Genomic DNA, 7116 nt, shown 5'->3' on the forward strand with positions numbered 1-7116 from the left:
TCACCGGGACACCCCATCGACGCTCGCGGCGACACCCTGCATCGGCCGCGAAAACAGCTTGCAACCCGCGTAATAGACGAGCGACGTCAGCGAGAGACCGACGATCCACGACACGTCCGCGCCGCCGAGCCGGCTCGCCAGTTCGCCGGTATAGAGATCGGTCGCCATGAACGGCGCCTGCGCGACGATGCCGATGAAATACGAGCCGACCGCGATCGTATTGAAGCGCCCGTAGATGCCGCCGTCCTGCCGGAAGAACGAATCGACGTCGTACTCGCCGTGACACACGAGGTAATAGTCGACGAGGTTGATCGCGGTCCACGGCACGAGCACGTACAGCAGCAGCAGGATGAAGTTCGTGTAGCCGGCAAGGAAATCGTCCTGCCCGAACAGCGCGATCGCGAGCGCGATGCCGCACAGGACGATCGCGGTGATTGCCCGCGCACGCGCCTTGCCCGACCACGACGGAAAGAGCGTCTGCAGTACGGTGATCGCCGACAGCGCGCCGCAATACAGCTCCATCGCATTGCTGGCCGCGATGCCGAACGACAGCACGACGATCACGAGCACGCTGATGCCTTGCGTGAGGCCGGTGAGGCCGCTCACGACATCGCCGTCAGGCGTCGCGAGGCCCACCAGGCAGCCGAGCAGCATCGGGAAGAACGAGCCGAGCACACAGCCCCAGTAACTCGACCAGAACGCCGCGCGCGGCCCCGTATCGGGCGGCAGGTAGCGCGAATAGTCCGACACGTAAGGCGCATACGCGATCTGCCACAACGCGGCCACCGACATCGCGCCGAGGAAGCCCGACACATTCAGCGAATGCTTCGAGAACGTATCGGCGGGCAATCCGTGCACGAAAATGATCCACACGAATGCCAGCACGAGCACGCTGCCCGAGCACCAGCTCAGCAGTCGCGCATACGCGTGAATCAGCTTGTAGCCGTAGATCGAGCCGAGCAGGCTGATCAGGCCGATCACCACGACGCCCGCGTCGAGCGGAATGGCGGCGCTCAGGCTGTGCAGCGCCTGCCCGCCGAACACGCAGTTCGATGCGAAGAAGCCGACATACATCACGACCACCAGCGCCACTACGAGCAGCGCGCCGAACGACCCGAACTGCCCGCGGGTCTGAATCATCTGCGGTACGCCGAGTTGCGGCCCTTGCGCGGAATGCAGCGCCATGAAGACCGCGCCGATCAGGCTGCCGACGAGCGTGGCGAGTGCGGCCCACCAGAACGGCTGCTTGAACACCGTGGTCGCGAGCGACCCGGTGACGATCGTCAGCATCATGATGTTCGACCCGAACCAGATCGTGAACAGGTCTTTCGCGCTGCCATGCCGTTCGGTCAGCGGAATCGGCTGGATGGTGCTTTCCTCGAGATGAGCAATGGACTCGCCCTGACTCATTTCGTCTCCTTGTTTCTGTTGTGGTGTGCGAGGGTTCGGCAGTTGAAGGATGAAGCGGAATGCGTGGCCCACGCGGAACGCGTATCGTGTAACAAACCGGTTACAACATTCGCATTCCTTATTAACCAACGGACGTCATCACGTCGACTCACCGGACTGCCATGCTGTACGCCCGATCTTCAACCGTTCGGATAGCCGCTCCGGCGGCTGCACACGGGCGAGCCGACGCTGAAGCCGAATCCATGCTTCGATGCGCTCCCGCCCGTCTGACCATAGCCGGTCGGAAGCGCGTTGCTCAACTCGTCAGCAGTCGATTCCGAGCACTTCGCGCGCGGTGGCATCCACGGCCTTGCGCATCGTGTCGACCAGTTCGTCGATCTGCGCGTGATCGATCACCAGCGGCGGCGCAACGATCAGGCGGCCGTTCGTCGAACGCACGATCGCCCCGAGCTCGAACCCGACCGTCCGGCTGTGCCAGGTCAGGTCGGCCTCGTTCGCAAAACGCTCGCGCGTCGCCTTGTTCTTCGCGAACTGGATCGCGCCGACCGCGCCCACGCCCTGGATCTCGCCGACGAGCGGATGGCCGTCGAACGCGTCGCGCAGCGCCTTCTGCAAATACGGGCCCGTATCGGTCTTCGTCCGCTCGACGAGCCCCTCTCGTTCGAGCACGTCGAGGTTGGCCAGCGCGACGGCGGCCGCGACCGGGTGTCCCGAATAGGTCAGTCCGTGCGCGTAGACACCGCCCTTGTCGACGAGTGCATCGCCGACGCGCCGGCTCATGATCAGCCCGCCCATCGGTATATAGCCCGAGGTCAGCCCTTTGGCCATGCAGATCAGGTCCGGTTCGAAGCCGAAGTGGCGGTGTGCGAACCACTCGCCGGTACGGCCGAACCCGCCGATCACTTCGTCCGCGCAGAGCAGCACGTCGTACTGACGACAGATACGCTCGATCTCCTGCCAGTAGCCGTCGGGCGGAAAGATCATCCCGCCCGCCCCCTGGAACGGTTCCGCGACGAACGCGGCGACGCGCTCCGCGCCGATCTCGAGAATCTTGCGCTCGAGCGACAACGCCGCCTGCTTGCCGAATGCCTCGGGGCTCAGGTCGCCGCCGTTCGCGTACCAGTACGGTTCGTCCACGTGCGTGACGTTCGGAATCGGCAGATCGCCCATTTCGTGCATGAACGCCATGCCGCCCAGCGACGCGCTGCCCACCGTCGATCCGTGATAACCGTTCACGCGGCCGATCAGCACCTTCTTCTGCGGCTTGCCCATCACGTCCCAGAACCGCCGCACGGTGCGAATCAGCACCTCGTTCGATTCGGATCCCGAATTGGTATACACCACGTGACTGAAGCGATTGCCCAGCAGCGCGAACAGGCGCTCCGACAGTTCGATCACCGACGGGTGCGTCGTATGAAAGAACATGTTGTAGTAGGACAGTTCCTTCATCTGGCGCGCGGCGGCGTCGATGAGCTCCGGCCGGCCGTAGCCGACGTTGGTGCACCACAGCCCGGACATGCCGTCCAGATAGCGGTTGCCGTCGTTGTCCCATAGATGGACACCTTCGCCGCGCACCATCACGCGCGCGCCTTCCTCGTTCAGCGCCTTCTGGTCGACGAACGCATGCAGGTGATGCGCGGCGTCGCTGCGTTGATAGTCCTGCGTCGTGCGATGCGGAAAATTGGGCGCATTCATGGGCGAGTCTCCGGTTCGTTTTTGAGGTTTTACGGTTTTGAGGTTTTGCGGATAAAAAGCGTTGCCGTGCTGCGCGGTGCAGCCGCTTGCGGCCTGCCGCGTCGAATCAATAGCTGATCCAGGTGGTCTTGAGGCCCGTGTACTTGTCGATCGCATGAAGCGAAAGATCGCGACCGAAGCCCGACTGGCGGAATCCGCCGAACGGCGTCTGCGCGCTCAGCGCATCGACCGTGTTGACGGAAACCGTGCCCGCGCGCAGCCGGCCCGACACACGATGCGCGCGCGACAGGTTGCCGGTCCACACCGACGCGGCAAGGCCGTAGATCGAGTCGTTCGCGAGCCGGACTGCGTCGTCCTCGGTATCGAATGCCATCACCGACAGCACCGGCCCGAAGATCTCCTCGCGGGCGATGGCGTCGTCGTGCTTCACGTCGATGAAGATCGTCGGCTCGATGAAATAGCCCTTGCCGTCGACGCGCGGCGCGCCTCCGCCGATCGCGAGCGTGGCGCTGTCTCGACCGCGCGCGATCCATTCGCGCACGCGCCGATGCTGCTGTTCGTCGACGATGGCGCCCATCCCGCTCGACGGATCGAGCGGATCGCCCGGCATGAACGCGGCGGCATGTGCGATCAGCCGGTCGACGAACGCGTCGTGAATCGAGCGCTGAACCAGCAGCCGCGAGTTGGCGGAACACACTTCGCCCTGGTTGAAGAAAATGCCGAAGCACGCCTTGCGTGCGGCCAGGTCGAGATCGTCCGTATCGTCGAAGACGAGATTCGGGCTCTTACCGCCGCACTCGAGCCACACCTGCTTCATGTTCGACTGCGCGGCATACTCGAGGAATTTCTTGCCGACGCTCGTCGATCCCGTGAAGGCGAGCACGTCCACGTCGGGATGCAGCCCGAGTGCGCGCCCGGCGGTCTCGCCGTAACCCGGCACGACGTTCAGCACGCCCGGCGGCAGGCCCGCTTCGAGCGCCAGCTCGGCGACACGCAACGCGGACAGCGGCGCTTGTTCCGCCGGCTTCAGCACGACGCTGTTGCCGGCCGCGAGCGCCGGCGCCACCTTCCACGCAACCATGTCGAGCGGAAAATTCCACGGCACCACGGCGCCGACGACACCCAGCGGTTCGCGCGTGACGACCGCGAGATTGCCGGGGTCGGTCGACGCGACTTCGCCATGCAGCTTGTCGACGGCTTCGCCGTACCAGCTGAACAGGCCGCCCGCGGCCGGCACGTCGATGCTGAACGCATCCGCCACGCGCTTGCCCATGTTGAGCGAGTCGAGCAGCGCGAGCTCCGCACCGTGCGATGCGATGAGTTCGCCGAGCCGGCAAAGCACACGCTTGCGTTCCGCCGGCGCACAGCGCGACCAGACGCCGGATTCGAATGCGCTACGCGCGGCGCGCACTGCATCGTCGACGTCCGGTGCATCGCACGACGCGACTTCCGCGATGACGGCCTCGGTGGCCGGATTGATCGCGGCGAACGTCCGCCCGCTTCGCGCCGGCACGCTACGGCCGCCGATATGCGCAAGCGTTCTCGGAACCACTTGTGTCGCGAGACGTCTCCAGTCCGCGTGCCGATGGTTTTCTGCTGAAGTTGGGTTCATTCAAGACTCCGTTTTGGCGACAGGCGTGTGTGCATTGTTCTCCGCCTGAACTCGACCGACGCAAGACGCCGGCGGGCACGACCGATGCCGATGACCGCCGCGAATCGCCGCGTCGTGCGGTCGGCAAACTGTCGGTCATCAAAAAGAGATTTGAAAGAACAGTTTTTCTTGTCATTGAAGAGGTTATTTCTATTCATCCGGCAGTCGTGCAGTGGGTTTGCCTGCCACATCGCGCTCACGGTGCCGTTTGTTTGCGTGCGACTGCTTCGGCGTGCCGGTGCCGTGCAACGTGAAACCTGCGGCGACATGCGGTCGGCACGACGTTGCGCCCCGGCGCGTCCGGACACATACTGGTCGGCGTGGATGTGGGCGTGGGCGAACAAGGAGGCGTCGATGCCGAATATCGATCAGGGCGCCGCTTCGATCTTCGGCGCGATCGGAACGGCCGTGTCGTTGCTGGCTGCGATTCCGTACGCGCTCGCGATCTACCGGCGCACCGTTCGTCCGCATCTGTTCACCTGGCTCGTGTGGTCGCTCGTCACGGCGATCGCGGCCGCCGGCCAGTTCGTCGCAGGGGCTGGGCCGTCCGCGTGGTGCACGGCGGCGATTGCGGTGGCATGCTTTCTGACGCTTGTGGCCAGCATCTTTCGCGGCGAACGCGGCTGGACGCGCGTCGACTGGTTTTTTCTGGTCGCCGCTCTATCGGCCATCCCGCTGTGGCTGCTGACCGACGATCCGACGATCTCGATCTGCATGGTGACGCTGATCGAGCTTGCCGGCCTCGGCCCGACCGTCCGCAAGACGATCCACGATCCATGGAGCGAGAGCCTCGCGTATTTCGCGCCGTGCGTGCTCAAGTACGCGCTCGCGTTGCTGGCATTGAGCACATGGAATGTCGCGGTCGCGTTCTATCCGGTCCTGAATGTCCTCGCGTCGATCGGCATCTGCGGGTTGATACTGGTCCGTCGGCAGTCGCTGTCGAACGCGCGATAGGCGCGCCCCACCGGCGCGGTACGTTGCTTGCTGCTATTGGTCGCCGGTATGAGCGGCGCCCCTTCAGAAACAATGCGAGGCCCTTGAATGGATGCAATTCGTACAACGATCGAGCCGTGCGAAGCCGCGCTGCGTGCCGCGATGCTGGCCAACGACGTCGACGCGCTCGATGCGTTGCTGGACGACAATCTGGTGTTCACCGTTCCGACCGGCCAGATCATCTCGAAGGAAGACGACCTGGCCGCGCATCGTGCGAAGCTTCTGCGTCTCGACAAACTCGATGTGCAGGAAATGCATACATACGCGATCGAGGAGATGATCCTGACCACGACGAAGGCGGTACTCGCCGGCCAATTCAACGGCACGGCCTTCGACGGCATGTTTGCCTATACTCGGCTGTGGCGCCGAACGCCCGCCGGCTGGCGCGTCGTCGCCGGGCATGCTTCGCAGATCGTGTAGCCGCGAGCGAGCGTGAGTGCGTTTGGACGGTATCGCTCGATCTTCCGTCGAGCCGGCGAACAGTGAACGCGGGGTGAGTCGATGCGAGCGCGAGCGATGCGCCGGCGGAGATGCCCGCCATGACAGGAGACGAGATGCACCCGCCATTTACCGTTCGCGTGGCCCGTACTACGGATGCGGAAGCACTTACGCGACTGGCCCGCATTTCGAAGGCACATTGGGGCTATCCGAAGGACTGGCTCGACCTCTGGCAGCGTGATCTCACGATTGCGCCGGAGACGATCGACGGTTCGATCGGTTACGTCGCGGAATCCGGCGAGACGATCATCGGGTTCTGGGTCAGGGCGTCATCGGAATCGGATCGCCCGACGCCCGGATGGCTGTTCGTCCATCCCGACCACATGGGTCGGGGTGTTGCCCGTGCACTGTGGGAAGAGGTTCGCAGGGAAAGCGCCGCGAGAGGGATAAGGAGCTTCGTGATCGAAGCGGACCCCAATGCGGTTCCGTTTTATCTGACGCTCGGGGCGGAAAAAATAGGCGAAAAGGAATCGAGCGTCGTTCCGGGCAGGTTCTTTCCGATCCTGCGGATCACGGTTTGAGCATCGATCCGGCCCTGCGGATATAGCGCGCAGGTAGACCAGGGTATTGCGACGGGCGCGGAACAACTCCGGCGGCAGCCGCGCTTCAAGCGCGCTCGGGCTGCGAGTCAGCAACGCGACCACTGAAACGTCTTCCCTGGCTAACGGGCCAGATCCGCGTCGGTGGCAATGTCCTGGCGCATCTGCAAAATGCTGCTGCATGCATTTCCGCCGCTGAAATGCAAAAACCCCCGCCTTTCGGGCGGGGGTTCTTGGCTTAGGGAGCCTGACGATTACCTACTTTCACACGGGAATCCGCACTATCATCGGCGTAGAGTCGTTTCACGGTCCTGTTCGGGATGGGAAGGG

Annotated in this window: 6 protein-coding genes and 1 rRNA gene; 3 read left to right on the forward strand and 4 right to left on the reverse strand. The window is 64.0% G+C overall.

The window, feature by feature from the left end; all coding sequences use genetic code 11:
• The 3 genes from HWX08_RS29610 to HWX08_RS29620 form a co-directional block, all read right to left on the reverse strand.
• A complete protein-coding gene (locus HWX08_RS29610; RefSeq protein WP_174920727.1) occupies positions 1-1410 on the reverse strand; it encodes a purine-cytosine permease family protein in 1410 nt (469 codons plus the stop codon).
• A 303-nt stretch (positions 1411-1713) separates the two neighbouring features.
• Positions 1714-3105: an aspartate aminotransferase family protein gene (locus tag HWX08_RS29615; protein ID WP_174920726.1), complete on the reverse strand. Its 1392-nt coding sequence runs from the start codon at positions 3103-3105 to the stop codon at positions 1714-1716.
• A gap of 106 nt (positions 3106-3211) precedes the next feature.
• Complete coding sequence (locus tag HWX08_RS29620) at positions 3212-4717, reverse strand: aldehyde dehydrogenase (RefSeq protein ID WP_174920725.1); 1506 nt, start codon at positions 4715-4717, stop codon at positions 3212-3214.
• Positions 4718-5110: 393 nt separating this feature from the next.
• On the opposite strand from HWX08_RS29620, the gene HWX08_RS29625 reads away from it, so the two are divergent.
• From HWX08_RS29625 to HWX08_RS29635, 3 genes are all read left to right on the forward strand, one after another.
• Positions 5111-5710, forward strand: a complete 600-nt coding sequence (locus tag HWX08_RS29625; RefSeq protein ID WP_174920842.1) for a hypothetical protein — start codon at positions 5111-5113, stop codon at positions 5708-5710.
• Positions 5711-5797: 87 nt separating this feature from the next.
• Positions 5798-6169 carry a nuclear transport factor 2 family protein gene (locus HWX08_RS29630; protein ID WP_174920724.1) on the forward strand — a complete coding sequence of 124 codons (372 nt, stop codon included), beginning with the start codon at positions 5798-5800 and terminating at the stop codon, positions 6167-6169.
• 119 nt (positions 6170-6288) lie between these two features.
• On the forward strand, positions 6289-6768 hold the full coding sequence (locus HWX08_RS29635; protein WP_244122785.1) for a GNAT family N-acetyltransferase: 480 nt from the start codon (positions 6289-6291) through the stop codon (positions 6766-6768).
• A 263-nt stretch (positions 6769-7031) separates the two neighbouring features.
• On the opposite strand, the gene rrf is transcribed toward HWX08_RS29635, so the two are convergent.
• Positions 7032-7116, reverse strand: a 5S ribosomal RNA gene (gene rrf, locus HWX08_RS34810); the annotation flags it as partial.

The sequence above is a fragment of the Burkholderia metallica genome (assembly GCF_902832845.1).
In the GTDB taxonomy this organism is placed as follows: domain Bacteria; phylum Pseudomonadota; class Gammaproteobacteria; order Burkholderiales; family Burkholderiaceae; genus Burkholderia; species Burkholderia metallica.